Source organism: Treponema endosymbiont of Eucomonympha sp. (assembly GCF_001028545.1).
This window is the reverse complement of record NZ_BBPW01000126.1, coordinates 1-1,994: the sequence shown is the minus strand read 5'-3', so window position 1 is coordinate 1,994 and position 1,994 is coordinate 1. Positions and strand designations below refer to the sequence as shown.

The window sequence follows — 1,994 nt, the reverse complement described above, 5'->3', positions numbered from 1 at the left end:
TTTGGGCCAGTGTTTCCGGCGGCGTCGGCTACACCGACCAAACCGAAACGCGGAAGCACCGCGTCGATATCATCTCTGGAACGCCGGGTCGTGTCATAGACTTGCAGGAATCCGGCACGCTGGATTTGTCCAACGTCGCGTTCCTCGTTATTGACGAAGCCGACCGCATGTTCGATATGGGCTTTTACCCCGACTTGCGGAAGCTTATCAAGACGCTGCCGGAAAGCGGCAGCCGCCAGACGATGCTCTTCAGCGCAACGCTCAACACGTATGTCAAAAACCTCGCGTGGGAATACACGACAAACCCCGCCGAAATCACAATTGAAGCCGAAACCGTTACCGTGGCGGAAATCGACCAGACGCTCTACCACGTTTCCAGCGGCGACAAAATGCGGCTTTTGCTGGGCATTCTGTCCCGCGAAAAGCCCGAAAGCGTGCTCATATTCTGCAATACCAAACGCGCCTCCGAAATCGTGGCAAAGCGGCTCAGGCTGAACGGCATAGAAAGCGAGTTTATCATCGGCGACCTGCCGCAGACGAAACGCTTGGAAGTGCTCAACTCGTTCAAAGGCGGCTCAATCTCGTGCCTCGTCGCCACCGACGTTGCGGCACGGGGAATCGACGTGAACGACCTTGCAATGGTGGTGAACTACGACCTGCCGAATGAATCGGAAAACTACGTGCACCGAGTCGGGCGCACCGCCCGCGCCGGAAAAACCGGCAAAGCCTACACGTTTTGCAGCGAGCAGGACGTGTACAATCTGGTGCCGATAGAGCGCTATATCGGCGCTCAGATTCCGTCCAGCATGGCGGACGAATCGCTGTTTATAGAGGATAAAAGCAAAAACGTCTACATAAAGCTCGACACCTACGGCTTGCGCGACGACGATGACCGGCCGCGCCGAGACGAACGCCGGAGAAACGGATATGACGGCGAAAGACCGGAACGCGGACAGCGGCTTTCGTCCGGCACGCGGCAGAATCCGGCGGAACGGCGCGAACAACCCGACCGGCGCGGCGCAAAAACCGACAGCGCGCCCCGTGCGTCTGAGGGTGTTCGCAGCAGGCAAAGCGGCAGCCGTTTCACAGAAAAAGAATACGATGATTTGGCAAAGATGCCGTTTGAAGAACGCATGAAAATCTACCGCAATAAATACGGCAGGCGCGGCGGCAATTCGTCAGCGGAAACCGCACGAAAAGACACCGGACAAAGCGGCGGCGAATCGCGGAAGCAGCAGAAACAGCAAGGCGAGCCCCGCGCGGAGGCGCGAAAAAGTGCGGAAGGCGGAAACGCCGGACGGCAGCCTTCAAACAGAGGCGGCGGACAGCGGACTAGGCGTACACCGGATACCCGGAACCGACAGCAGTCCGTACAAAGACAAAACATTCCGGCGCAAGAACACGCCGAACCGCTAGCGAAATCCGCGCCGAAGAAATCAGGCTTGCTCGCAAAGCTCAAAACGCTGCTTGGAAAAAAACCATAGCCGCTCAGCACTTCCTGCAATAAGGATACCCGCGTGGAACAAAACCTCAGCAATAACATCGTGTGTCCCTATTGCCATAAGGGATTCCCGCTCACCGAAGCTATCACGCATCAGCTCGAAGACACGGTGCGAAACGAAATCGAACAAAAACTTATGGCGCAGTATACGGCGCAATATGGCGGAGAAGTAAAAAAGGCGAAAGAAGAAGCCCTCGCGTGGGCGCAAAAGACGTTTGCGCTCGAATTGCAGGACAAGAGCGACGAACTTGCGCGGGCGAGCCAGCAGGTTAGCGCTTACCGCGAAAAAGAACGCGCGCTGCTGCAAAAAGAACGCGAGCTTGAAGAGCAGAAACACGCGGTGCAGTTGGGAGCGGAAAAACGCGTCAGCGACGAGGTGAAAAAAGCATACGCGAAAGCGCAGGAACAAGTACAAGCGCAGTTTGCGCTTGAATTGCAGGAAAAGAGCAATGAACTTAAGGGGGAGGGCAAGAAGATCAGAGATTAACGAGCA

Annotated in this window: 2 protein-coding genes; both read left to right on the top strand. The window is 56.3% G+C overall.

Translation table 11 applies throughout. The features are described 5' to 3' along the window. On the top strand, positions 1–1,484 hold a 1,484-nt coding region (locus AWU74_RS05240), incomplete at its 5' end, for a DEAD/DEAH box helicase (RefSeq protein WP_062328339.1). A gap of 33 nt (positions 1,485–1,517) precedes the next feature. Beyond that, on the top strand, positions 1,518–1,988 hold the full coding sequence (locus AWU74_RS05235; protein WP_062328336.1) for a hypothetical protein: 471 nt from the start codon (positions 1,518–1,520) through the stop codon (positions 1,986–1,988). The last annotated feature ends 6 nt before the right edge of the window (positions 1,989–1,994 follow it).